At 56.9% G+C, this 22,319-nt stretch carries 26 protein-coding genes; 12 read left to right on the forward strand and 14 right to left on the reverse strand.

Annotated features, from left to right (window positions below; all coding sequences use genetic code 11):
- The first annotated feature begins 248 nt into the window (after positions 1–248).
- Positions 249–449, forward strand: a complete 201-nt coding sequence (locus NLM31_RS05900) for a hypothetical protein (protein WP_254191763.1) — start codon at positions 249–251, stop codon at positions 447–449.
- Between the two features lie 174 nt (positions 450–623).
- Positions 624–1,865, forward strand: a complete 1,242-nt coding sequence (locus NLM31_RS05905) for a GGDEF domain-containing protein (protein WP_254128426.1) — start codon at positions 624–626, stop codon at positions 1,863–1,865.
- A 219-nt stretch (positions 1,866–2,084) separates the two neighbouring features.
- Here NLM31_RS05905 and NLM31_RS43165 read toward each other — a convergent pair whose 3' ends face one another.
- The gene (locus tag NLM31_RS43165; RefSeq protein WP_309143670.1) at positions 2,085–2,603 is read right to left on the reverse strand and encodes a DUF3732 domain-containing protein; all 519 of its coding nucleotides are present in this window, start codon (positions 2,601–2,603) and stop codon (positions 2,085–2,087) included.
- 230 nt (positions 2,604–2,833) lie between these two features.
- A complete protein-coding gene (locus NLM31_RS05915; RefSeq protein ID WP_254128428.1) occupies positions 2,834–3,502 on the reverse strand; it encodes a tyrosine-type recombinase/integrase in 669 nt (222 codons plus the stop codon).
- Between the two features lie 20 nt (positions 3,503–3,522).
- On the opposite strand from NLM31_RS05915, the gene NLM31_RS05920 reads away from it, so the two are divergent.
- Both NLM31_RS05920 and NLM31_RS05925 read left to right on the forward strand, forming a co-directional pair.
- Entirely contained in the window at positions 3,523–4,107 is a 585-nt protein-coding gene (locus tag NLM31_RS05920; RefSeq protein WP_254128429.1) for a hypothetical protein, read from the forward strand.
- A 41-nt stretch (positions 4,108–4,148) separates the two neighbouring features.
- A complete protein-coding gene (locus NLM31_RS05925) occupies positions 4,149–4,694 on the forward strand; it encodes a hypothetical protein (RefSeq protein WP_254128430.1) in 546 nt (181 codons plus the stop codon).
- Between the two features lie 9 nt (positions 4,695–4,703).
- Here NLM31_RS05925 and NLM31_RS05930 read toward each other — a convergent pair whose 3' ends face one another.
- Positions 4,704–5,666 carry a hypothetical protein gene (locus tag NLM31_RS05930; RefSeq protein ID WP_254191764.1) on the reverse strand — a complete coding sequence of 321 codons (963 nt, stop codon included), beginning with the start codon at positions 5,664–5,666 and terminating at the stop codon, positions 4,704–4,706.
- Between the two features lie 133 nt (positions 5,667–5,799).
- On the opposite strand from NLM31_RS05930, the gene NLM31_RS05935 reads away from it, so the two are divergent.
- The 4 genes from NLM31_RS05935 (at position 5,800) to NLM31_RS05950 (ending at position 8,759) form a co-directional block, all read left to right on the forward strand.
- Positions 5,800–6,384 carry a hypothetical protein gene (locus tag NLM31_RS05935; protein WP_254128432.1) on the forward strand — a complete coding sequence of 195 codons (585 nt, stop codon included), beginning with the start codon at positions 5,800–5,802 and terminating at the stop codon, positions 6,382–6,384.
- Positions 6,385–6,513: 129 nt separating this feature from the next.
- Entirely contained in the window at positions 6,514–6,978 is a 465-nt protein-coding gene (locus NLM31_RS05940; RefSeq protein WP_254128433.1) for a mobile mystery protein A, read from the forward strand.
- Positions 6,965–7,564 (forward strand): mobile mystery protein B, encoded by a 600-nt coding sequence (locus NLM31_RS05945; protein ID WP_254191765.1) that lies wholly within the window; start codon positions 6,965–6,967, stop codon positions 7,562–7,564. Before NLM31_RS05940 ends, NLM31_RS05945 begins: the two co-directional genes overlap by 14 nt.
- A 4-nt stretch (positions 7,565–7,568) precedes the next feature.
- On the forward strand, positions 7,569–8,759 hold the full coding sequence (locus NLM31_RS05950) for a restriction endonuclease (protein ID WP_254191766.1): 1,191 nt from the start codon (positions 7,569–7,571) through the stop codon (positions 8,757–8,759).
- A 73-nt stretch (positions 8,760–8,832) separates the two neighbouring features.
- On the opposite strand, the gene NLM31_RS05955 is transcribed toward NLM31_RS05950, so the two are convergent.
- Positions 8,833–10,047, reverse strand: coding sequence for a TIR domain-containing protein (locus tag NLM31_RS05955; RefSeq protein WP_254128436.1), 1,215 nt, complete (start codon positions 10,045–10,047; stop codon positions 8,833–8,835).
- Positions 10,048–10,197: 150 nt separating this feature from the next.
- The gene (locus NLM31_RS05960; protein WP_254191767.1) at positions 10,198–11,895 is read right to left on the reverse strand and encodes a hypothetical protein; all 1,698 of its coding nucleotides are present in this window, start codon (positions 11,893–11,895) and stop codon (positions 10,198–10,200) included.
- On the opposite strand from NLM31_RS05960, the gene NLM31_RS05965 reads away from it, so the two are divergent.
- On the forward strand, positions 11,896–12,180 hold the full coding sequence (locus tag NLM31_RS05965; RefSeq protein WP_254128438.1) for a hypothetical protein: 285 nt from the start codon (positions 11,896–11,898) through the stop codon (positions 12,178–12,180).
- A 209-nt stretch (positions 12,181–12,389) separates the two neighbouring features.
- Here NLM31_RS05965 and NLM31_RS05970 read toward each other — a convergent pair whose 3' ends face one another.
- The 4 genes from NLM31_RS05970 to NLM31_RS05985 all read right to left on the reverse strand — a co-directional run bounded on the left by NLM31_RS05970 (position 12,390) and on the right by NLM31_RS05985 (position 15,140).
- Positions 12,390–12,644, reverse strand: coding sequence for an ATP-binding protein (locus tag NLM31_RS05970; RefSeq protein ID WP_254128439.1), 255 nt, complete (start codon positions 12,642–12,644; stop codon positions 12,390–12,392).
- Positions 12,641–12,817, reverse strand: a complete 177-nt coding sequence (locus NLM31_RS05975) for a hypothetical protein (RefSeq protein ID WP_254128440.1) — start codon at positions 12,815–12,817, stop codon at positions 12,641–12,643. The genes NLM31_RS05970 and NLM31_RS05975 overlap by 4 nt, the downstream gene beginning before the upstream one ends.
- Positions 12,818–13,217: 400 nt before the next feature.
- Positions 13,218–13,964, reverse strand: coding sequence for a DCL family protein (locus NLM31_RS05980; protein ID WP_254191768.1), 747 nt, complete (start codon positions 13,962–13,964; stop codon positions 13,218–13,220).
- Between the two features lie 237 nt (positions 13,965–14,201).
- Positions 14,202–15,140 carry an IS481 family transposase gene (locus NLM31_RS05985; RefSeq protein WP_254128442.1) on the reverse strand — a complete coding sequence of 313 codons (939 nt, stop codon included), beginning with the start codon at positions 15,138–15,140 and terminating at the stop codon, positions 14,202–14,204.
- Here NLM31_RS05985 and NLM31_RS05990 point away from each other — a divergent pair.
- From NLM31_RS05990 to NLM31_RS06000, 3 genes are all read left to right on the forward strand, one after another.
- On the forward strand, positions 15,139–16,149 hold the full coding sequence (locus NLM31_RS05990) for a reverse transcriptase domain-containing protein (protein ID WP_375167466.1): 1,011 nt from the start codon (positions 15,139–15,141) through the stop codon (positions 16,147–16,149). The genes NLM31_RS05985 and NLM31_RS05990 overlap by 2 nt on opposite strands.
- 91 nt (positions 16,150–16,240) lie before the next feature.
- A complete protein-coding gene (locus tag NLM31_RS05995) occupies positions 16,241–17,461 on the forward strand; it encodes an IS701 family transposase (protein ID WP_254196139.1) in 1,221 nt (406 codons plus the stop codon).
- Between the two features lie 678 nt (positions 17,462–18,139).
- The gene (locus NLM31_RS06000; RefSeq protein ID WP_254191769.1) at positions 18,140–18,514 is read left to right on the forward strand and encodes a hypothetical protein; all 375 of its coding nucleotides are present in this window, start codon (positions 18,140–18,142) and stop codon (positions 18,512–18,514) included.
- Between the two features lie 3 nt (positions 18,515–18,517).
- Here NLM31_RS06000 and NLM31_RS06005 read toward each other — a convergent pair whose 3' ends face one another.
- Genes NLM31_RS06005 through rplQ form a run of 5 tightly spaced genes read right to left on the reverse strand, consistent with a single transcriptional unit; the run spans position 18,518 to position 21,685 of the window.
- On the reverse strand, positions 18,518–19,453 hold the full coding sequence (locus NLM31_RS06005) for a hypothetical protein (protein ID WP_254191770.1): 936 nt from the start codon (positions 19,451–19,453) through the stop codon (positions 18,518–18,520).
- Positions 19,454–19,494: 41 nt separating this feature from the next.
- Entirely contained in the window at positions 19,495–20,118 is a 624-nt protein-coding gene (locus tag NLM31_RS06010; RefSeq protein WP_254191771.1) for a hypothetical protein, read from the reverse strand.
- Positions 20,115–20,945, reverse strand: coding sequence for an ATP-binding protein (locus tag NLM31_RS06015; RefSeq protein ID WP_254128445.1), 831 nt, complete (start codon positions 20,943–20,945; stop codon positions 20,115–20,117). Before NLM31_RS06015 ends, NLM31_RS06010 begins: the two co-directional genes overlap by 4 nt.
- A complete protein-coding gene (locus NLM31_RS06020; protein WP_254128446.1) occupies positions 20,942–21,235 on the reverse strand; it encodes a hypothetical protein in 294 nt (97 codons plus the stop codon). The genes NLM31_RS06015 and NLM31_RS06020 overlap by 4 nt, the downstream gene beginning before the upstream one ends.
- Positions 21,236–21,238: 3 nt before the next feature.
- On the reverse strand, positions 21,239–21,685 hold the full coding sequence (rplQ, locus tag NLM31_RS06025; RefSeq protein ID WP_254128447.1) for a 50S ribosomal protein L17: 447 nt from the start codon (positions 21,683–21,685) through the stop codon (positions 21,239–21,241).
- Positions 21,686–22,319 lie beyond the last annotated feature (634 nt).

Below are 22,319 nucleotides of genomic sequence, written 5' to 3' on the forward strand. Positions count from 1 at the left end.
GGGCTCCGCCAAGGCGATGGCGTCCTTGATCCACTCGTCGCCCTCCAGAGAAATGGCGCCGTCCCAGTAGACGCGGAGGGTCCCGTACTTCTCCTTGATCTGGTCGAACTGGAGGGGGCCGCCGTCGGCTTGGACGGCCGTCCGGGTCCGAACGTATAGATGCTCGAGAAGGTCGTGCCAGCCGGCACCGCATTCGGGCGAGCCTTGGGCTGCGCCGGGGAAGTCGGCGGCGGCTGGAAGAGGTCGCGGTGAGCCTCGATGGGCTCAAGGCTCCAATTTCCAACGATGAGTGTCTGCTGACTGGCGGCATTTGGGCCCATGTCGACATGCGTTCCGAGTACGACGAGGAGGGCAAAAAGAACAATCCGTTCTTAGTCGATGTGACGGGCTGGGATTTCATCGTTGAATCCCCCGGAATCGGCCCTGTGGGACGCGGCTGGGGCAGCTGACGCACTGGGCGATGTGCAGATAGGTGAAGCCGAGTGGCCGTCGGTTTTTGGCTTTCGGTCGCTCCGTAAATTTGCGGGTGATGTCTAGCGGTCCGCATCGCTGCGTTGCTGGCACCCATTCTTAACCTCTCCCGGACCACTATCGCGTGACTTTTCAATGAGCTTGCCGCCTTCATGGATCGTACCGATTTCGAGAGCGAGATTGCGCGCGCGTCTTGTTGGTCCTTTCAGCCTGAGCTGGAGGGCACGTACGCGCTTCAACGCGGACGTTCGATGGCTCGTCACATGGCGCGCTCCTCGGCGGTCTGCGCAATTCTGATGCTTGGCGCAATTGGCTTTGACCGTTCAAATAGTGTCGAGGTCTTCGCCGCGGCATGGCATTGGAGATGTCTGGTCGCACTCTTTTGCGCCGGTGTCGCGGTCTGCGGGTTGCGCTCGCGCAACGCCCTGCAGATCAGCTTCGCCTATGGTGCCGCTATCATATCGATCATGGCTGTCATCGAGTTCGCTGGAACATCAGCGCCGCCGGCGATGATGGAGAACTATATGCTCGCTGCGATCATGGTATTTGCCATATGTCTCGCAGCCGTACCAATTTCGTTTTCCGCGGGACTTGTTACCTGCCTTTCTGCGGCAATCTTGCACCCAACCCTGCCACTACTCTTCGGAACGGATTCGAGTTCTTTCGTCAGCGATACGATCATCGGTACCGCGGCGTCCCTGACGGTGCTCCTGGTGATCCGAAAGAACGAGATTGATCGGAGGCGACGATTTCTGGAAACGCTCCGCTACGAATATGCGGCGATGGAATTGAGCCTGGTCAATCGAGAGCTTCTGCGCATCTCCAACACAGACGCATTGACCGGGCTTCCAAACCGCCGTTATTTCGAGGCCGAAGCCGCACGTCTGTCCGCGGAGAAAGAACGTAAGAGTGTCGGCGCTATCCTGATGGATGTCGACCACTTCAAGAAGTATAACGATTCCGCCGGGCATATTGCCGGCGACGTCTGCCTTCGGACGGTGGCGCAGGCACTCGCTTGCAAGGCGGATAAAGAAGGCATTTCGATTGCTAGGTACGGTGGCGAGGAATTCGCTGCGATAGTTCCCTCAATCACGGCCCTTGAACTGGAGCGTGTTTGCGAGGAATTGCGGGCGGCCGTCTCCAGAGTTGACCTGCCTCATCCCGGCTTGCCGGGACGCAGCGTAAGTATCAGTGCAGGACTGGCTTGGTGGGATGCGTTTGCTGGTGATCCTCATCTATTGCTGGAAGAGGCGGATCGGGCGCTATACGAAGCAAAGGCCGCCGGGCGCAATTGCGTTGCATGGGCCGGGAGAGTGACGAGCAACGCCTCACCGAGCATCGTTCCAGATGAGGTCGTCTCGGGCACTATCCTAAGCGCGCATCCGGGCCCGTGAAGGACGGCTTGCCGTGGGTCTAGCCATGTAGCGGACCCGTGAAGACCCATCGATGATGGTCATCACGTTTTCCCAACGTTGCTCGAAATTTGCTTCGCCGTTCCGACAATAGGAAATTGACTTGGAGGTTCACTGCAGACGTCAAAGACGTTTGTCGGAATGCACATTGAACATGTCGCGAAGTACAGGTTTGGGTCTGGACGGCTATGCGGCGTCATATCAGTTGTCCTTGTCAGTCTCCTCAGGGTCCTGAGACTGTGGAGGACTCCACGAGGTCGGGATAAGGAAGCCCTCGTCATCGCGCCAATTGGCAACTCCGACCACACCATCCACTTTACCCCAAGCTAGCAGCGCGGCCAGATGGTACGCCATCCAATTCTCTCCGCTACCGATCTCCCAGAGATAGTCAGGGCGATTGCCGCTTCGGCCAGTAGTCGCTGCTTCTCTGCGGCTAAGCTGAGCGATACCTGCAGCAGTAGTCAGATCCAAACACAGCCCGAGATCAATGGCCGCCCCTACGACCGCGGGCTTACGTATCCTTCTTCGGCCTCTGATTTTTAGTTCTTCAGCGAACTGAATTCCCCGGACCGGATTGGACTCCCAGAAGTAAATCCCTGGGCCCAACCAATCGTACGCGTTAGTGCTTTTCTTGAAGTCATCGCCTGCCACGAATCTCTCGGCGACCGAAGCGCCACAGCCATGGTAGCCGAGGACGAATGACGTTGTCAGCGTATGCACGGGTTGACAACTAAGGCACGGGCTGCGGCAACGCGCTTCGCGTAAGTGGTATAGTGTCCTTAGCGCCCAACCTGTCTCTTAATCAGCGCCCCGGTCGGACTCCGCTTATGCGACAAGCTTAGGGATCTCCCGTTCCATCAATCGCAACAATCGGGTGTTGCGCCTCCCCGCAACCACCGATACTTGCGATGTCGGCGCAGGCGATCCGGAAGGGGCGCCTCTCAGGTGACTCAAGCAGCGTCTCCCTTGATCGGCATCACCTTCTTTGGATCGAGCCAGTTGTCGATCCGATCAGCCCAATGCTGCATCAGCTTCGTGCGCGAGCCGATCAGGGCGAGCGGTCCGTGCTTCTTGTACAGACGTTCCACAGTCGAGTTATCGAGATGGGCAAGCTGCAGCTCGACCGCATCGCCATCCCATGACTTGGCATCCTTGATCTCTTCGTGGTGGGACAGGGTCGAGAAGGTGGTCCGGAATCCGTGGGCACAATGATCAGTCTTGGTGTCAATGCCAAGCAGCCGCAAGCGCTTGTTGAGCGTGTTGTTCGATAGCGGCGCGTCCTTGGAGCAGGAAAACGCGTATCGGCGATGGCCGGTTAGCTTCTGAACGCTCCGCAGGATTGCGAGTGCCTGCCGTGACAAGGGCACGACATGGTCCCAGCCGGTCTTCATCTTGGCGGCTGGAACAGTCCAGCGTTCGGCGTCCCAATCGACCTCGCTCCGCTCCATTTTATTGACCATGCCGGGGCGGGGAATGGTCAGTGCATCGAAGCGCAAGGCGAGGCCAACAACGTCACCAAACCTCCCTCTCGTCCACGGTGCGCTGATGAGCTTGAAGACGCGCGTCACGTCACGTGGTTCGGTGACGCCGGGACGTGGCGTCGAAATGTTGGCGATCATCTGCCCCTTCAGGTTGCGGAATGGATTGTAGCCGTCGCCTTCGAGCCTTTGGAAAGGCCTCCGCCGAAGAGCAGCGATTCATCGATACGGAAAGGGCCGCGTATGACGGGTGGTTTGCCTATCGGTTGCTCTACAATCTACGCAACTATGGCCAGCACCACGATATGCCGCTTTCACTTGTTCCGGTTAGTGCGCGGCGGGAAGCAGACGGCAAATTTGCAGCGACAGCAAATCTGTTGATCGACCCGACCGAAATTCTGGAGAGTGATCTAATACAGAATTCGTTTCGCAAGAAGGAGCTGTCTAAATTAACTGAGCAGCTAGAGCTGATGCCAATGGTGCAGCAATACATGCAACTCCACGGGCTAATGTTGAATCTTATCGTCTCGATACACCTGCCGCGCTTGGTTCAATTGCAAGAGTACGAAGCGCTGTTGCTCGAAAAGACACGCATTCCGCCTGGCGCAATCCCTATGATCTACGAGGAGAACGAAAAAGGGGAGATAGGTCGCTTCCATCATTTTTCGTTCGACGAGGTCTTATTTCTGCGGGAGCTTGCGGGGTCAATCCAGAAGCCGGAGCCAGATCTCGTCGTGAATACGTGAGTTGCGTGATTTTCAGCCCCTTGGACAATAGGGAGATATCCATGAAAACCGAGACAATCAGCTGCCGCTTTATCGGCGACTTCAAGGTCGGCGACAATATGGTCTACAACGCCGGCCTCCTCTGCAAGCTCGCAGAGTCGGGCAGCACATTCAACAAGCTGATGCTCTTGCAGGCCGGTGCAATTACCGAAGCGGCGCTGTGGGAGATCATTTACCGTGCGCAGAATTTCAATCGCGAGGGCGTACCGAACATCTCCGAGGAGGACCGGGCGGAAATCGAGGGTAAGAAGGTCGAACGCTTCAGGGCGATCATCGACGTGATGAAGAAATACAAGATTCTCGATAAGGCCGGTGCCGACATCTACGACGAGTTGGATAAATTGCGTGAGTACCGCAACAAAGTGCATATCCAGCTCGATGTGAAGCTGGAGGGTGTGCCGCGCGACGAGGACAAGGCCTTTACCGATCCGGTGCGTGACTGGGCGCTGAAGCTCAATGTGAGGGTACTCAAGTTCCTGACCGAAAACTTTGCGCGCCCCGCAGATCTGGCGCAGTTCGCGCATAGCATAACCGTGCCCAGCCCCTGACTTCCGGGGTCAGGCACCCGCTTGGGTCCGGGTCAGATCGCGGCCAACATCCTCAAGGCAGGAGTCGCTTTCTGAGCTGAGCTTATCCCAGAGGATGTGGGCCTGGTCTACGCGATCGGCGCGCATGACCGGTTGATCGAGTTTTTCAAACCGATCGAACTGCGCGGTTGGCATCAGGCCGTTCAACCGCCCGCTCGCGAACAGAATATAAGCGGACACCGCTTCGGTAACGCGCGCCAGCGCCTTAATCGCGTGGGTTATCTTATTCGTTGTAACCAGCAAATGAGCCACTTCTTCACGTTTCTGCGGTGTGCCGGCGTGGGCAAGATAGGCATGGCTCCATTTCGCGAGTTCGTCCGCGCCGCTATTGTTCAGCCAGCCCTCAACCGTATCGATGAGGGCTAACGGCAATTGATCCTCACGGTTGCGGTTGGTCGACGCGATTCCTGACAGTCTGTCGAATTGTTCGTGGGCCATTTGCGAGGTGCCCCACGCCTTTGGACCCGATGTATGGCCCCAAAACGCGCCGGAGCCCACGCGCTCCAGCATTTCGTTGTGTTGGACCACTGCGTAGTCGTAGGGCAGCCCGTTGTGGCAGACGTAGTTTTCCCGCGTGAACAGATTGAAATTTCGCCGCACATCCTTGATGAGGCGCCGCAGGGAAATAACATCGGAGCCGCCATCGACGAAACGGCGTATGGCCAGCACTTGCGTTGCGACATGGCCGTTTATGATGGCAACCAGTGAATTGCCAAGGCAGCTGGCCTCATCATCGATGGCGAATTGAGTCAGCGTCCGGAATGAGACATCTGTCCACACCATTGCAGATAGGGTCTGCCAGATCGCGTGATGTTCGTCCGTATCTATCCAGCTCAGCCATACCTTGCGCTTGCCACGATAAGACTCCAAAGCCGGTCTTCGCTCAGGCGGCACATCACATTGCGATAAGGGCGTCTCATTGTCTTCGGTCATTGGGGCCAACATATAGCGTCACGGCAGCACGATCAGCATCAAAGAGTTCGTTCAAAGCGGACGCAATACCTGCGTATGGCGCTATACTCGAAGGATGCGAATCGAAAGCGCGATAGTGCGAACACTGGCAATTGTGGACAAGGCGCTCCGCAGTGAGTTCGCGGACGATTTTGACAAGCGTTGCCTCTATGCGGCTTTTGCCGTTTTTGCGTTGTTGCAGGATGAAGGTTTCGACACCCGCCTTGCCGGCGGGGATTTCGTAGCGTTCGTTGTTGCCCGCTCGGAGGAGCGAGCCGGTCTGCAGGGGTTTGGCTACGGCAGCGACCAGCCCTCGCATTTCTGGGTCGAGGTTCAGGATACGATTGTCGATCTGGGGCCGCATTATCTACCGCACGGCTCGTCCTTCGCGGCGGCCGCCATGCCACTGGTGGCGTGGCAGCTCTCTGATGGGCTGCCGGTGTATCTGCGGTATCGCACGTATATGCGTTACGATCCCGCCGTACAGTTGCAATCCTTTCCCGACGTGATGGCGCGGAAGGATCGCTTCGTTGCCGGATGCCGCGCGAAGTATGCTGCCCAGCGTGGTCAGCCGCGGCTGCCATCCTGGCTGATGACTGGCCCCGCGGCATTGGAACTGGCCGCGCGTGAGGGGGACGTCTGGGCCAGGAACGCCCTTAGGTTCGCGGTTGGAATCGACAGAAGCCAGCTCCCCTTTTGAATTTCAAAGGGTTGGCGGACGGGCAGGCTATGACCTGATTTACGTATGGAATATCAGTCTATGACCTGATATTATGGCGATAAGATAAGGCTAGGACCTGAAAATAGTCTTCTGAAATCAGGCTACACTATGAAAACCGGTACACGTCACCGCGCCCGAGAAAGGCTCGACGATCGTCTCCAGCGGCTCAAGCCCGTGGAGCGGTTCCACGCGCCGCCGAAAGGGTGGGTGCGAGCCATCCGTGATGCCCTCGGCATGACGGGCGTGCAATTTGCACGAAGGCTCGCCGTCCGGCCGCAGAGCGTCGAGACGTTAGAGCAATCGGAAGAGAGTGGCAGCATTCAGTTGAAGACGCTGCGGCGCGCAGCAGAAGCCCTCGACTGCACGCTTGTCTATGCGCTCGTACCAAACGACTCCCTTGAAGGCGCCGTACTCGGGCGGGCGCGCAAGATCGCAAAGCGCGAGCTCGGCCGGGTTGCGCACACAATGAGGCTCGAAGCCCAGGAGACGGCCGACGCCAACACCGACGAGCGGATTGACGCCTATATCCGTGACAATGTGAAGGAGCGGGATATCTGGAATGACCGAGACTGATCTGTTTCAGGAGCCGAACGACGCGACGCCACTCGATCCGGCGCTGCGCGGCGACCTGATTCAGACATGGGTCACAACGCGCGCCGACCTCAATGAAGCCGAGGAAGAAAACATCCTGAAAGGAGCGGTGTGGGGAGGCCGTCGCCGCGGCGGCGCCGAGGCGCTGCTCGACGAAGGCTTCTCAAAGAACCTGCACAAGCAGATGTTTGGCGAAGTGTGGAAGTGGGCGGGAAAGTATCGCCAGAAGGAACTGAACATCGGCATTGATCCGCACCTGGTTGCCGCCGAAATGCCGGTGATATTCGATAACGTACGCTTCTGGGTAGAAAATAAGACCTTCCCGCCCGATGAAATCGCGGTGCGGCTGCATCATCGCCTGACGCAGATTCATGGCTTCCCGAACGGCAATGGCCGGCATGCGCGCATGATGGCCGATTTGTTGATCGAAAAGCTCGGCGGCAAGGCCTTTACTTGGGGCAACGGCACCATTCACGAAACTGGCGCATTGCGCGACGCCTATGTCGCCGCCCTCCAGGCAGCGGACAATCACGATATCGCTCCGCTTATGAAGTTCGTGAGGTCGTGAAGGGATGGTGACGAAGTCGATTCCGACGAAAACGACCGGTCCTTTGCATTTCGAGGATCTGGAGCCCCGCCGGTTTGAAGACTTGGTGCGCCGTCTCCTCTACGATTTCAGGCAATGGCGTGAGCTTGAGGCTACGGGGCGAACCGGGAGTGATGAAGGGTTCGACGCGCGCGGCAATGAAGCTGTGCAGGGTGACTTCGGCGATGGAATTGATGGCGACGACGATGATGATGACGGCGGTGGGAACCGAACCGATAGCGACGTAAAGGACCGCGTCTGGCTAATTCAATGTAAGCGCGAAAAATCCATTCCGCCGAAAAAGCTGGCGGCATATCTGGATGCGCTTCCTCGCGGCCAACAGCTCTATGGAATCATCTTCGCCGCCGCATGTGATTTCTCCAAAGCAGCGCGCGATGCTTTCCGAACCAGGGCCCAGGAGCGTGGATTCCAGGAAGCATATCTTTGGGGCAAGGGCGAGTTGGAAGATATGCTCTACCAACCCAAGAATGACGACGTGTTGTTCACGTTCTTTGGCGTGTCAAAACGGATTCGCCAGCGTTCGTTAAGCGCAGAGGTGCGCCGAAAGCTTGTCGTCAAACGTAAGGCGCAACGATTGCTGCAGAGCTTCGGCCTGGAAGTGCTGGTGAGAGACGCCAGCGATGACCGCTATCCATATGCCGATGAAACACAGCGTGAGAAACTCAGGGCAAGGCGCTGGTGCATCTATCGGTACGAAGGCTGTCACCATGACGGACTGCACGTCCTAAGACACCGCCATCTCGCATTCATCGATGATGATAGCGTGGCTTGGGATTTTGCCGAATGCATGGACGACTCCGCCCCGCACAAAAATCCCTGGCGCACGGAGGACGACGAGAAGCTTATGGATCAAGTCGCGGCCGCACGTGCCAATGCTATGACCATTTGGGACGCGCTGCCGGAGAAAAACAGGGCATGGTTTGAGGAGTACCTGGTGCTTCCATACGAATCGGTCATCGACATCGACGACAAGGGCGATGAGTGGTTCGAAGGCCCGCACATTTACGTGGGCGAGTTCGATCCGGTGCGAGGTCCATTTCGTGACTACCGACGAGTGAGGCTCTGTACCATCGGGCAATGGTCGGCGCGGCATGCAGAAGCGAACCCGGAAGCGAGAGTGAAGAAATTTCCTCGCGATGAAGCGCTCGGTCCGTGAACGTGCAACTGCGCAAATATGAATTTGCGATCATTGGCACCCACGCTTGCACGGTCTCGATGCCCGCAAGTAGTTATCTCTTCATAGCGACATTCCAATCGATATCGAATCCCGCAGCCTGCAATTCACGGCTCAGGGCCTGTTTCCACGCGCCGCCGGCATCGAATGGTTCATAGACAACGCCTCCAAAGTCGGAGGGTACCTCGATATCGCCGCGCTTGAGCGCGCAGACGCGTGCTCGTCCAAGGCGGCCGATGAAATACCCTAATTCGAGCAAGACGTTCTGACGCGCGCGGGGCTGGAGATCATCACTATTCATTATGCCGCCGATATCATCTGGCGTCAGCAAAATGACGGCAAAGCCGACTTCGCCGTGTGCTTCAATCTTCTCAATGATGGTGCGGCCTTGGTTGGCCTGTTCGTGCAGAATGATCGCCTCAAACCCGAGCTGTTCAAGAAATCGGGCGACGGACTCGCGCGCGCCCTCATCGTGGCCGTGGACGATGAAGACCTTGCGTGCCGCCGGACCAGATCGGACCGGCAGCAGAGTGGCTTCTGTCGTACCCGTGGCCGTCTTGACATGCTCGATGTAATCTCGCGCAAACGGCACGATCATCTGTGCGGCCATGTTCTGCACGTTGGCCGTCAGCTTGTTCCCGGCATAGTAAAACGTGTGCGAGAAATCCATGGCCGCGTCAGGAATTTGGGCGAATCTGTCGATCAGGAGAATAACCAGACCGAGCTCTTTCTGCGGATCGCTCGGCCATTCCAGCGTGGCGCTACCGACCATGCCGCCTTGTGTCGCTTCTCCTGACTTGATCCAGGCATCAAGATCGACATCCGCAATCAGAGCGCTCGAAATCGGTTCGAGCGTTTCCGAATGAAGCAGGCGCGACAGCTTCTTGATGTGCCGGTCGAACGTATTGAATTCGGCCGAGCGCAGATCGTTCACGGTGTTTTCGATCTGCCTGAAAATGCCTTGGTCCACGTTTTCGCCCACCGTCTTGTCTCCGTCCGTCAGTCTCGCCGCCGCTGCACGCGCTAGAATGTCTTCCTCATATTTCTGCTTGAGCTCAGCCACCAGGTTATCGACCATGGTGCTGCTCCCAAAGCCGCTTACCCTTTGGTCAATCGCCAGTTTCATGTCGGCGATGGCGCGCTCGACGCTTGTTTGATCGTGGGGATCAAAGTTGACGGTCGTGAGCTTGCCGTCGAGCGCTTCGGCGACCTGGCCGAGAAGCGTCATCTCCCGCTGAAGATCATCTAGTCCCTTGATCTTGAACCCCATGGGTGCTCCTGCGAATTACGCCGCAGCATGACCCAATCCCGATATTGAAGGGAGACATCAGCACTGAGCAAGTGAAGGTTTGGTGTCCGTAAGTGAATGCTCGAGATAGTGAATCGCGAGGGTGACAATGCATTTACGAGAAATACGCGTTTACTTGGGTTTCGATTTGAGATTTAGGGTCACCTTGTTGCAGGCGCAACGCAGAGACTCGGGGATTGGTTTGGGCGAAGCGTAGAGCCAGGAGCCGCAGTCATCGCAGCGAAAGCATTCGAGCAGGTTCTTGAACGCGGCGATGACGGGTTCGAAATCCTTTTTGCCGAAATTGGCCCATTCGTTGTAATGCACGGCCTTGTTGACGGCCCACTGTTCAACGCTGCGTGCGCCGTTTGACTCGGATAGCGCCGTCTTGCGGTTAAGAGCCTCCTCCTTTGCCGCGGTATTGCCCCAGGATTGGGCGGCATCCGCAGCTTTGCCGCAGAGTTCTTTCATGCGAACCAGAACGCTCGGCAGGAGTTCACCAAGCTCGTAATTTCCGTTGCTGCGGAACGCAGGCCGCGCCGCCAGCTGGTCTGCCAGGTGCCGAGACGCATATTCAAGATGATGCCGCAATCCATGGGCGGCGGTTTCGACCTTGCCGCGCGAAAGTGCGGCCGCGATTTCGTCCCAGATTTCTTCATTTGATTCGACAAGCGGACCTGTATCAACCGTCCAGCTGTGAAATGCGAGCGATGTCTTCGTGGTAACCAGACCAGCCGAGCGCATCTGCTCCGCCCAAAGGCGGTCGTGGGTCGTAATGATAAACTGGGTATTGGGGAAATACGATCTTAACAGCTTGCAGAATTGATAGCGATGTCCGGAATCGACGGACATGACCACGTCGTCGAGCAATGCAAGCGTGAAGCGATCGCCGAACAGACGCTTCATGAGTGCCAGATAAAGGCACACGCCCATCCCGTCCTGATGGCCTTCACTGTGATAGGCACCCGGCGGAAACAGGCCGCGCTCGTAGAAATTGACGTTGAAATCCAGCTTGCCCTCGCTTGGGCTGAGCTTCGCCGTGAATTTCACTTCGTCGTCTTCGTTGACCGCCTTATAGTAAGTGCTGAAGTCCGTTTCGACGCTGTCATAGAGCGCATTGAGTTCGGTCTCCATGACATCGCAGTAGGCGTCATAAGCGGCTTTGCCGAGTCTGGCTGCTTTTTGGGCTGCGGTGCCTTTACGCATCGCCTCGCGATAATCATCGAGGCGCAACTGTGCCGTCGTAAGAAAGGTATGCGCGTCTACATGAGCTGTCTGGTCGGGTTTCGCGTCCACGGCGGCCCCAATAGCAACGAGCACTGTTGCGAGCTGACCCGGTAGACCATGCCAGCCGCGTTCAAGCCGCGACTTCATGCCGACAAGGCCCTGCAGGTCGGAGAGACCGCCTTTGAAGGTCTCAAGATCTTGCGCCCAGCGATCAAGCAGCAGGCGGGCGGCATCATTGTGCTCGGCTGCGATTTTGACAACTGGCGCAATGAGCCCGCTCAGCCGCGCGCTGTACTGTACGAGAGTCGAACCAGCGCCGAGCATCTCAGCCTGAAGCGTGGCGGCTTCTCCAGATTTCGACAGCTTCGTTTCCAGATGCTTGCGTAGGTGATCTTCGTCATCCCAGGAGCGATCACAGAGTGGACACTCGGCGCCGTCCAACAGTTCAAGCCCCTTCTCGATCAGAGCGCGGCGCTGAAATGCATCCAGGAGCGAGGGATCGTCTTCAAGACGAGCGATTGCTGCCAGAATGACTGTGGCGGGTTCTGCACCGGCAGGCCCAATCTTCTCCAACGCGCGGGAAAGGGCTTCAAGATCGCGCAATTGGGATGCCTTGTTGAACTCTGGCAGTTTATCGCCGCCGGAAAGTCCCGCATCGAGCTTAGTATCCGCTGCAAGCGTAGCGATCTCCGGCAGCCCGAGAACCTTTCGCCGCGCATTGACCGCGCTGAGGAGGTCAGGCGCGCGGAATTCCGCAATCTGCAGGTGCCGCTGCAGCGTGTTCCGACTGGTATCGACCTGTGTCGCCGCGAGCTTTTGTGCGGATTGAAGTCTGTTGGCAGCGGTGTTCAGGGCTGCGCGCGTCTGGCCGACCTCGTCAAGCTTTAAGATCGTCTGAATCTCTTCTGACCGTTTAGTGGGTTCGATCAGGTTGAAGCGCAGAATGTCGCGGCGCGACAGCGTGTTTTCGGGATGCTCGGCGATTTCGTCGAAGGCCGCCCGAATATCAGGCTCGTTGGGATTGATCGTCGGCTTTTTTGGAGCGGAAACTTTGCGAGTGATGGTCGCCGTCTTCCCAAGTTCTTGGAAATGAACGGTCAGGCTGACGAATGCCGCGTCCGGAATTTAGTCTTATCGACATGGGGCCCGTGCTCGGCCACGGACAGGCCCTTGGTGCCCGCACCGGTCAGACGACTCATCTTGCCTGTGAGCGCGAACTCGATTGCATCGATCACGCCGCTCTTACCCGATCCATTGGGGCCGGATACCGAAAACGTATCCTTGCCGAACGTGATATCCAGCTTGCGGATACCACGTACCTCTTCGATATGGGCGCTCTCGAGCTTGATCATTCGATGTCGCCAGCGTCATCAGACGCGAACACCTTGGCGAAATCGTCGGCTTTGGGCTTCTTATCGGCCGCCAAGAGATCGGTAATCTGCTCGATCTTTTTTGAATCGAAGTCCTCGTCCTCGGCCAATTTGGCGAGGAACTTGTCTGCAATCGTCTTCTGCAACGTTTTCATGAACCAATCTCGGCGATTCGTAGGTGTGACCGCTACCGAAAAAGATATCTTGGTCAGGTTCTGCCGCCATTCGAGGATGCGCGGATCCGCTGAGGCATTGTCACAGTACCACAGTGGGCATTAAGAATGGCCGACGGCGACCGGTTTGCCGCAAAGATCCGGATTGTCGCGTTGCTCGACCGATGCGGAGAATGCATGCGAGAGGACCGCCCACCCTCGATTGAGATCCAGCTCGGCGGCTGAGAATTGCGCAGCAGAGCCTTTGTTTGGGCACTCCAACGTCCATCACGGAGCGGAGCAATAGCGCGAGCCCTTCATCCGCCAGCCGCGTGCTATCAGGGATCGCAAATGTGACCGTGTAGCCAGCGTCTTTTTCCGATGAGTCCATTGCGCGGACACCTCATCCTAAAATCTGTACTGGCAACTTCACTCTCGGTCGCCGCTGACCCGCTGCCATCGAGAGGTTTCGGTGTCGTGCAACGATCCGGAGCGTCGCTGCGCCGTGATGAAATAACCGGAAGGCCTGCGCGACGGCGCTGTCGACAAAGGTCGAGGTAGTCTGCGCGTCTGCCGGCAAGGTCAGCGTTCCCTTAGGCGCGCCATGCTGCCAACCACGCGCGGCGCGGAATGTTATGACCAATTGCCCAAAAGTCGGATAAGCATGATCGAGATGGGCGTCAGGGAAAGCAAGCAACTCGCCGGTGAGGTCGCAAGGGACGCGGCCCGTACTATCCGCGAAAGCGGTGAAATGACGTTTCTTCGCCGCGAGAAGATCGGCCGCCACGGCGGCACGGCAGGCATCATAGAACTCCTGCGCATCCGACTTCGGTTGCCCCTTTACGGCCTGGATGTAACTGAAGTCCGTTTCGCTGCCGTCGACCCGACGGACCCAAAAGCCAGGCGTTGAAAAGCCTTGGCCGGCATTTTGGCGCCGGAAAAAATAGTCTATTCCACGCCCAATCTTTGTCGGTCCATCGATGATGACGGCATCGTAACGCTCGAGAAGAGCGACAAGATCATCGTGATCAAGATAGTGCTCGACAGTTTCCTCGTCGGCATAGCGCCTGAGCATGTCCTTGAAGTGATCGAGAGCGGCAGTTTGCGCCTTCCAGAACCGTCCATTCGGAAGGGAAACAGATTTGGCCATCGCATGGAGCCTATCTTAAGCGGAGGTCGACAAAGCGCCGCAGCATGAACGTAAGAGATGCGCAAGATGACACAAATTATATCGCGCTCCTGCGGCCTTGATACCGCCGGCGGACTTCACTCATGTTCCATATACACAGGCGCCCGCAGTCCAGTAACGAACTCGCCGATACGTGCACGTACGAGTGCTTATCGCTGCAGCCCCCGCATTAACCAGAAATCCGCACCACTCATTGGATCAGGCCGGCTCCTCTAAGTTGTTTAGTCCCGGCATTTGCTGGAGCGGATTTAGTTTGAATCGTTCTGGCTGCGAAGTCCAGCATTTGCAGATGTATTCGTAAGGAGTGAGGCCCTTCAGGGTTTTCAGCCGCCGAGCGTAGTTGTAGGCGTTTATGAAGTCGGCGAGGTGGCTCTCGAGCTGGTCGTGACGGTCGTAGTGATAACGTTTGACGGTGGCTTCCTTGATCGTCCGGTTCATGCGCTCGACTTGGCCATTGGTCCAGGGATGCTTGATCTTGGTCAGCCGGTGCTCGATGCCGTTTTCTTTGCAGCGCATATCGAACATATGCGTCGCGTATCTTGCCGTCGGGCCGTCCGCGTAGCGCGGCGGGAAGGTGAACTGGATGCCGTTGTCGGTAAGAACTGTGTGAATCTTGTAGGGCACAGCAGCGATAAGAGCTTCCAGGAATACTGAGGCCGAGGCTCTACCGGTCTTCTTGACCAGTTGGACGAAGGCGAACTTGCTGGTGCGATCGATAGCGACATAGAGGTAGAGCTTGCCTTCAGCGGTCTGAAGCTCAGCGATGTCGATGTGGAAATAGCCGATCGGATAAGCCTTGAACTTTTTCTTCGAAGGCTTGCTGCCCTCGACCTCCGGCAATCGGCTGATGCCGTGTCGCTGGAGGCAACGATGCAGGGATGATCGCGTCAGATGCGGGATGGTCGGCTGGAGCGCATAGAGGCAATCGTCGAGCGGCAGTAGCGTATGCTGCCGGAAAGCGACGATGATCGCCTCCTCCTCGATGGAAAGCACGCTCGATTTGGCCGCCTTGGGACCTGTCGGGAGGTCGGTGACGGTCTCGCGCTCCTTCCACTTCGCGACAGTCTTCTGGTTGATCCCGTAGCGCTTGGCGATCGCGGCTTTGGAGGACAAAATCGTCCAAGGCGCGACCGTCATGGTGCTCAACGCCATCTACGAAGGCGACTTCGTCGGTTTCTCCTACGGGTTTCGACCCGGTAGGGGCCCACATGATGGGTTGGACGCCCTGGCGGTAGCGATCACCACGCGGAAGGTGAACTGGATACTTGACGCCGACGTGCAAAACTTTTTCGGAAGTGTGAACCAAGACTGGCTGGTCCAGTTCTTGGAACACCGCATCGGCGACAAGCGCATCATCCGCCTGATCCGTAAATGGCTGAAGGCGGGCATTCTCGAAGACGGGGTCGTTACCGTGGACGACAGGGGCACGGGGCAAGGATCGGTGATTTCGCCGCTGCTCGCCAATGTCTACCTGCACTACACGTTCGATCTTTGGGCCGAACGCTGGCGACGGCAAGAGGCCCATGGCGACATGATCATCGTGCGCTATGCCGATGATCTCGTGGCTGGCTTCGAGCATGAGGACGACGCTCGCCGTTTCCTTGATGCAATGCGTGAACGGTTTGAAGCATTCGCGTTGACACTCCACCCAGACAAGACCCGCTTGATTGAGTTTGGTCGCCGTGCGGCGGTCAACCGCAAGGGGCGCGGCCTTGGCAAACCGGAGACCTTCATGTTTCTGGGCTTCACCCACATCTGCGGTAAGTCACGCCGGGGGAACTTCCTGCTCGAAAGGAAGACCCGTCGCGACCGTCTGCGGAGGAAGCTTCAGGACATCAAGGAAAAGCTGCGGCGTCGGATGCACCAACCGATCCTCGTCCAGGGTGCATGGCTGAGACAGGTCGTCGCCGGCCACTTCGCCTACTACGCGGTTCCTACAAATGGGCGGGCGCTCTCGGCGTTCCGCTACTATGTGACCGATCTCTGGCGTCGAACGCTTCGGCGCCGCAGCCAACGAGACGGCTTCACTTGGGATCGTATGACGAAGTTGGCGGATGACTGGCTTCCTCAACCCCGTATCCTCCATCCATGGCCGCAACAGCGCTTCGCCGTCACACACACCCAAGGTAGGAGCCGGATGCCTTAATTGGGCTCGTCCGGATCTGTGCGGGGGGCGCTCAGCAATGAGCGTCCCTACCGCGATTGTTTCTTGTGGATTTCTGAATCCATGGGCAACCATGATTCGAATGTCGTGGGCGCGGGCCGCGTCGGTTGAGGAGACGCTTGCGTTATGGGCGGCGTCGCTTCGAGAGATCAAGAAGCGGATACGTCCGTTGTTCACGCAAGAGCGTGTGGCGACGAATGCGGGCCTGTTCCTGGAAGGCCTGCTCGGAGATGAGCAGCGCAAGACCGGTTGGATGCGGGCGGAGGCGGCTGGCGATCCTGGCCCATGGCGGCAGCAGGCGCTTCTTGGTCGTGGGGATTGGGACGCGGATGCTTTGCGCGATATCGTGCGCGACTATGTCATCGAGCATTTGGCGGATGACGACGCGGTGCTGGTGATCGACGAGACCGGCTTTCTCAAGCAGGGAAAAGCGTCATGCGGAGTGGCGCGGCAATACGCTGGTTCGGCAGGCAAGATTGCGAACTGCCTGATCGGCGTCTTCGCTACCTACGTTTCGCGTCATGGCCATGCGTTCATCGATCGCGCGCTGTATCTTCCGAAGGAATGGACCGACGATCCAGATCGTCTGGAGGCCACATACGTGCCTGCCGACGTTGGCTTTGCGACCAAACCAAAGCTTGCGACGAGAATGATCGCACGCGCGATAGCCGCGTCTGTACCATTCAAGTGGGTTGCCGGTGATACCGTCTACGGTGTTGGCGACATCGAACAGCAACTACGTCGGGCAGGCAAAGGCTATGTGCTTGGGGTCAGTAGCGCTCATGTATTCCGATCCTGGGGCAAGCGACCGCCGGTCGCCGGGACGGCTGCCGACCTCGCCCGGACGCGGCGCTCATCCGACTGGAAGCGCCTGTCGGCGGGAGCCGGAACCAAAGGACCGCGGCTGCACGATTGGTGTTATCTCGAATTGGCCGATCTCGAGGCCGGGCAGTTCAGCAGTGCAAATGACGGTTTATGGACACGCGGTCTACTGATCCGTCGTCGCATCGCCGATGATGACCTCGCCTTCTTCACCACTTGGTGCCCAGCAGGAACAGCCATTGAAACGCTGGTCGCAGTCGAAGGCCACCGATGGGCAATCGAGGACAGCTTTGAAACCGCGAAAAACGAGTTCGGGCTCGATCACAACGAGAGCAGATCCTGGCATGGCTGGCACCGTCATGTGTCCTTGGTGATGCTCGCCTTCGCCATGATGGCCGCGATCCGACATCGCGCTAATCCGCCACCGCCCAAAAAAACGAAACGGCGCCCCCCAGCAAAAGCCAAAGCATAACCACCCCACAACTGATCCGTTGGTCAATCCAGGAAATCCGACGCATTGCCATCAAACTTAATCGAAAGCGAATTCAACCCGCACACATCATCGCATGGTCTTTCTGGCGCAGAGCTCACCAGGCTGCCGCTCAACGCGCTCACATCAAATCAAAAAAGCAACTGTAATGCTAGATCCCCGAGGCACGTCTTGGCGGAGTTCTTCCGCTGGCGTGCGTGCGGCTTGCGCCGCATCGGGCGCTTGTGAACCGAGCCGCTGTGCGTCTCGGCCACCGGCGTCGATCCCTCGCGCGAACACTGCGGAGCTCCTCGCCGGGGGCACTCGGGAAAGGGGCTCGCCTTCGGCGATCGCTATCACTGCCCCTGTCCCGGGTGCCCTGTTAACCGGTCTCGTCGCAGCACTCGGACCCGCGTGCCCCTTCGGGTCGCTATGCTCACGCTCCTGCGGGTGCCATTTTCCGTTTAGGCGATGCGCCGTTGGCGCACGCCTGGTCGGCCTGCGGCCCTAAGCACCTCAAGACCAAGTCCAATGAAGAATCGGACGGAAGGCGGGCCGCGTCGCAGATTTCGCATTCTCTCATGCAACAGCTTCGGTCCGTACACGATCTGCAATAATCGCTTAGGTTCGCTCCCGAATAGCGGGCGTACGGATCCGCATTATGAACGCCGGCAGGCGCTCATGATGCTCCCCAGCCAAACCATCGGCATCTCGATTGTAAATCGATCGTCCGCTTCGAAGAATCATCCACAGGATGAATCAACAATTAACCAAATAACGTTAGTATCCAACCCGAGTAGCACTTCTTCCGAATCACGCTTTGTGGTCATGCTGCGTAAGGTAACGATGGAGGAAGACTTGGGCAAAAAAGCGCAAACTGGCTCCAAATCGAACGAGCCAAAGCTCACATTGCGTGCCGCAAGCTCGAGCCGAGGCGAAAGCAAGAAGTCGGCTCGGGCAACTGCGCGGCCGCGGATTGACTCCACGTTGTATTTCATTGAACGAGAAAGCGACGATCTGCCGCTTAGTCACTTCGAGAAGTTTGACATAACTTGAGGCTCAGGGACCGCCTTCGAGTTGTTCGATGGCCCGAGCGCGGCCCTCGAACGAGCCGGATATGGTGCTGGCGCCTCTCGATAACCGATGATTGAGCAGCTTTAGTTTTCTGATTTCCTGCCGAAGCTCGTCATAGCGCGTTCCCTTTCGAAGCAGTCTTGCTTTCACCTCGCGCGCATTGAATAGCCCATAAAGATCCGACCCACGCCTTTTTTCAATGCGGTGTATGGCCTCGGTCGCGAGTGCAATTCCCTTGTCCAAATCGGTAGACTGAACCCGCCACTCCCGCTTGGCGCGCAAGATGAGCGCGTTGATCAAGCCGCTTTCGCTATGACCGCGTTCGTGCTCGAGCTCTGCCTCCTCTAGCAGGCGCTGCACGTGCCCATCATCGAACTCATCTCGATCAAGCAGACAAGAGACATGCATATTGAGTATGTTGCCCCGCCCAGTGGGATCGATCATTTTTGCGAAAATGGGCTCGACAAGCTCTAGCAGCTTGACGACAGCTTCATTGTCACTATCGGGTCGCTCACTGAGGATCTTGGCCTTTTTGAAGACTGCATTTGCATATTGATACAGAAGTTCATTCTGGGAGTAATATTCAATGCAGACATCGATAGTCTCGCTTGCGCGATCAAAATCACCCATCAGTCGGTATAGATCTGCGGAAATCTCCGCCAACTTGATCTCGCCCGCCCGGTTGTCTGAATCCTGGTCCTTCAACAGATTGCGGGCTTTTTCCAACGCCTTCTCGCAGAGCCGATACTCGTCCTTGTGGAGGTAAGCTCTGGCCTGATATCGGATAGCGAGGCCTTGCCAGTCGAGCAAATTGGCTTGGCTCGCGGTTTTTTCCAATTGCCTGGAAACGCTCAAGACTTCTTCGATATCGCGTTTCTTCAATAGCGCCTGCAGCAGCTCCTCGCTCAGAAGGAGATGCAAGGCCTCGCTCGACCGCGGGTCGAGAACCGCGGTAATCCTCTTTATCCGGTCCGCAGGCGCGCTTCGCCAAGGATTTGTCGTGCACGTAGCGCTTCATGAATCAAAAAATCGTCTTTGGTTGCGAACAAGGAATCTTGCTTGAAATCGTCGAACGCGCGGACGAGGCGTCTTAACGTGGCTCTGAGCTCAGGCTGTAGTGCTGCGCGGATATACGCGTTCGTATACCGCTTCATCGCCGAGGCCGGTTTCAGAAAATACTCCAAGTAGGTTACTTCGGCTTCATACTTTCCCTTCAGTGCGGGCTCGATCGTCGAAACGCGATCCTGAAAGGCTGAAAGGACAAGCTCAAAGTCCCGTAATTGCTCCGAGGGAGCAATTTGGTTTGCGAAGACGTATCGTAAGACCTTGCGGATTGGTGTTGCGATAGAGAGTTCGCGATCTTTCTCGTAGCTCTGAAAAAAGCTCTCGATATTGCTTTCGAGGACGTTATGTCTCTCGCACAATTGTTGATAGGTCTCTCTTAAAAAGAATCTGGGGAATCCAAGAACCGATAAGGATGCCAATTCCTCCCCGGCATGAGTGGTCAGCAACTGCAGGAGAACGTCGTCGAGCGTGCCGATATATGCTTTGGTTTTAAATCTTGCAAAGGGTGCTTCGCTGCTCATCGTGTGGGGACCTCATTGGCCGCCTGAACTCGAAGCCGTCTTGGAGGAAGCAATATTTTTATGGCAGCCGCCATGCGCATCGGATCGGTGGAATAGTCCTCAAGGGCTCTCTCCACGATGCTCTCGATGCTCTCGTCGATCCTGCGGCCGTGTTCGCGCAGCCATTCAAATAGCTCTTCGCGATCGGTGATTGGACCTAATGTATACTCGCAGCAAACGCGTTTGGTAGGATAGTCGAGATTCTCTTTCTCGAAGCTCTGGCAAAAAAATGCGATCTTGGCAGAAGGGATTAGCCTGGAGACCTTCAGAAGGTGCTTGTACGTCCAGGTCCGGATGATGGGATCGCACTTTTCGTAGTTGTCAATGATCAAGACGAACTGCCGCGGGCCAAAGTAAGCCGCGAGGTCCCGCACAAATGCGTCAAAAAGATCAGAGTAATACAGCCAGAGATTATCTTCTGACTGAGCTCTGCTGATGGCGTCGATCTGAACCTGCTGCGAGTTATTCACCTGCACACCCTGTACGAAGCTCAGAGAGACCGACGCCGGCGTTCGGCAGGCCTGCAGGTTCCGCTGAAAAGTGTGTCCGACACCTAAATCGTTGAGGATGGTCGAAATGATGTCTGGCGGCTTCTCGAGACTATTGAGCTGAACGAAGGCAGACATGTGACTGTCCTTGATCTGCTCGTACAGCCACTCGCAGAGCATCGACTTGCCATAGTCTTTGGGGGCACTGATGACGCAAAGCTTCAGCGCGTCATTGACCAGAAATGCCTGTAGCCTTTCACGCCCTTGCTTGTGGTTGACCAACGGCGAGGGCTTAGTCATTTGGTGGACGAGCTGATCTTGACGTTTTTGCTGGTGGGATCGATCGAAACATCCTCGATGCTGGATCCCTTGCCGACCGCCCCGACTTCTACGTCCGTGCCGGCCGCTTCGATTCGCCGAACCGTTGAAACGTCCGACGGGCTGTGCGTTTCAACCGATGCGCCGCTCAGTGGCGACCAGTTGATGCGCTTCAGTCTCGATCTCAACAAGATGACTGCGACAACGGCGAAAAGTACCAGCGCGGCGATAAGAACTGTCGTGTCCGATAGCTTTGCGGCAATCGTTTCCATCTTCTACCCCTTCACATCATCTGGATCATCTTCCTTGGTGCCGTAGCGATATTGCCCCGGCCCGTTATAAGCGGCAGCTCCCTTGGCGCTTGCGTCGCGATCGACAAACTCGATGACAGCCATGGGAGCGCTGTCGCCGTAGCGAAAACCAGCGCGGATGATGCGCAAATAGCCGCCCGGACGCTGTGCGTAGCGTGGCCCGATGTCTTCGAAAAGCTTCTTGAGGACGTCTTTGCGAGTGAGGACGGCAGCCACTTGCCGCCGATTATGCAAATTGTCGTCTTTGCCCTTGGTAATCAATTTTTCGACGATCGGCCGAAGTTCTTTTGCCTTCGGCACCGTCGTCAAAATTTGCTCGTGAAGCAGCAAGTTGGACGCGAGATTCCGAAACAGAGATCGCCTGTGGGCGGATGTCCGGCCCAACTTGCGATGCCCATCTCCGTGTCTCATTTGGACGTCCGAGCCGAATCTTGATGAAAAGGAATTCTTGAGAAAAAAATACTGACTCCTGATGGGTCAGTGGAACCACAATGTCAAGTGGCAAGTTCCGATCACAAACGCAGGAATAGCGGGAAAATCAACAGGAAGAAGATGCCTCAGGATCAGGAGGCCTCAGCGCGCCGAGTTCGCATGATCAAGCTAACGTCTTTGACGAAGTCGGCCTGTTACTGCCTGTCAAATGTGTACCAGGATATGGCGCAGCATTTCATCGGATTTGTCCTGTCTCGCGCGCAACCCTGAACATCTCTGATCTTTTGTGCAGCATTGCTGTGTCGAACGCGTCGCCCGCTACTAAGATCGCTCCGTCCCCCAGGACGATACCTTCGCGGCTGTCTCAGGCTAGCATGCAAGCCAAGAGGCTATATCATTTGCAATTTTGTCTTGCATGCGAACGCCCTGCTTGACCGGGCACGATACGTGTGTAGGATCAACAATCAGAGATTGTGCGAAGCATATTGATCCGGCATTTTGGAAAAGTCATATGTTCAACCACGAAGCCGGCGACCGCGAATTCATCCTCAAGCCGGCAGGCATCCGCACGCAGTAAGTCAGCCGCAAGCTGCAGATTTGCGACGCTCACATG

This window comes from Bradyrhizobium sp. CCGUVB4N (genome assembly GCF_024199945.1).
Lineage (GTDB): Bacteria > Pseudomonadota > Alphaproteobacteria > Rhizobiales > Xanthobacteraceae > Bradyrhizobium.

Coding starts and splice junctions, on each gene's coding strand:
- NLM31_RS05905 (WP_254128426.1), top strand. CDS start 624: ATGGATCGTACCGATTTCGAGAGCGAGATTGCGCGCGCGTCTTGTTGG.
- NLM31_RS06020 (WP_254128446.1), bottom strand. CDS start 21,235: ATGGAAACGATTGCCGCAAAGCTATCGGACACGACAGTTCTTATCGCC.
- NLM31_RS05930 (WP_254191764.1), bottom strand. CDS start 5,666: ATGACCGAAGACAATGAGACGCCCTTATCGCAATGTGATGTGCCGCCT.
- NLM31_RS05995 (WP_254196139.1), top strand. CDS start 16,241: ATGATTCGAATGTCGTGGGCGCGGGCCGCGTCGGTTGAGGAGACGCTT.
- NLM31_RS05985 (WP_254128442.1), bottom strand. CDS start 15,140: ATGACGGTCGCGCCTTGGACGATTTTGTCCTCCAAAGCCGCGATCGCC.
- NLM31_RS05980 (WP_254191768.1), bottom strand. CDS start 13,964: ATGGCCAAATCTGTTTCCCTTCCGAATGGACGGTTCTGGAAGGCGCAA.
- NLM31_RS06015 (WP_254128445.1), bottom strand. CDS start 20,945: ATGACTAAGCCCTCGCCGTTGGTCAACCACAAGCAAGGGCGTGAAAGG.
- rplQ (WP_254128447.1), bottom strand. CDS start 21,685: ATGAGACACGGAGATGGGCATCGCAAGTTGGGCCGGACATCCGCCCAC.
- NLM31_RS05955 (WP_254128436.1), bottom strand. CDS start 10,047: ATGGGGTTCAAGATCAAGGGACTAGATGATCTTCAGCGGGAGATGACG.
- NLM31_RS06010 (WP_254191771.1), bottom strand. CDS start 20,118: ATGAGCAGCGAAGCACCCTTTGCAAGATTTAAAACCAAAGCATATATC.
- NLM31_RS05945 (WP_254191765.1), top strand. CDS start 6,965: ATGACCGAGACTGATCTGTTTCAGGAGCCGAACGACGCGACGCCACTC.
- NLM31_RS05940 (WP_254128433.1), top strand. CDS start 6,514: ATGAAAACCGGTACACGTCACCGCGCCCGAGAAAGGCTCGACGATCGT.
- NLM31_RS06000 (WP_254191769.1), top strand. CDS start 18,140: ATGATGCTCCCCAGCCAAACCATCGGCATCTCGATTGTAAATCGATCG.
- NLM31_RS05975 (WP_254128440.1), bottom strand. CDS start 12,817: ATGAAAACGTTGCAGAAGACGATTGCAGACAAGTTCCTCGCCAAATTG.
- NLM31_RS05925 (WP_254128430.1), top strand. CDS start 4,149: ATGAAAACCGAGACAATCAGCTGCCGCTTTATCGGCGACTTCAAGGTC.
- NLM31_RS05970 (WP_254128439.1), bottom strand. CDS start 12,644: ATGATCAAGCTCGAGAGCGCCCATATCGAAGAGGTACGTGGTATCCGC.
- NLM31_RS05920 (WP_254128429.1), top strand. CDS start 3,523: ATGGATTGTAGCCGTCGCCTTCGAGCCTTTGGAAAGGCCTCCGCCGAA.
- NLM31_RS05915 (WP_254128428.1), bottom strand. CDS start 3,502: ATGATCGCCAACATTTCGACGCCACGTCCCGGCGTCACCGAACCACGT.
- NLM31_RS05950 (WP_254191766.1), top strand. CDS start 7,569: ATGGTGACGAAGTCGATTCCGACGAAAACGACCGGTCCTTTGCATTTC.
- NLM31_RS05990 (WP_375167466.1), top strand. CDS start 15,139: ATGGTGCTCAACGCCATCTACGAAGGCGACTTCGTCGGTTTCTCCTAC.